This window comes from Bradyrhizobium sp. Kon56 (genome assembly GCF_055807635.1).
In genome coordinates, this window is sequence record NZ_JBVVOU010000618.1 from 1 (window position 1) to 239 (window position 239).

A 239-nucleotide genomic window follows, 5' to 3' on the forward strand; every position below is an offset into this window, starting at 1 on the left:
CCCGCGTGTTACGTGACCAGTTGTGTTTAACTGCTTGGGTGATGTACCAACGACGTGTTTCCGGGCAGGGAAGCTTATCGAGCAACACCACGTTGTGCCCCCACGGCAATTGTGCAGCAGCCTGTTGCACAAATTCCGAATCTGGCCATGCCTCGGCAAAAGCACGCATGTACTTGAGATTACGTGGCGAAAAGCCCTTGATGTCGGGAAACGCTGCCCGCAGATCCTGCGCAAGGCGG

At 56.1% G+C, this 239-nt stretch carries 1 protein-coding gene; it reads right to left on the reverse strand.

Features of this window, described 5'->3' with window-relative positions:
- The coding region (locus AC0L3B_RS40275) for a DUF1016 N-terminal domain-containing protein (RefSeq protein WP_473383634.1) at nt 1-239 on the reverse strand (239 nt) is incomplete at both ends.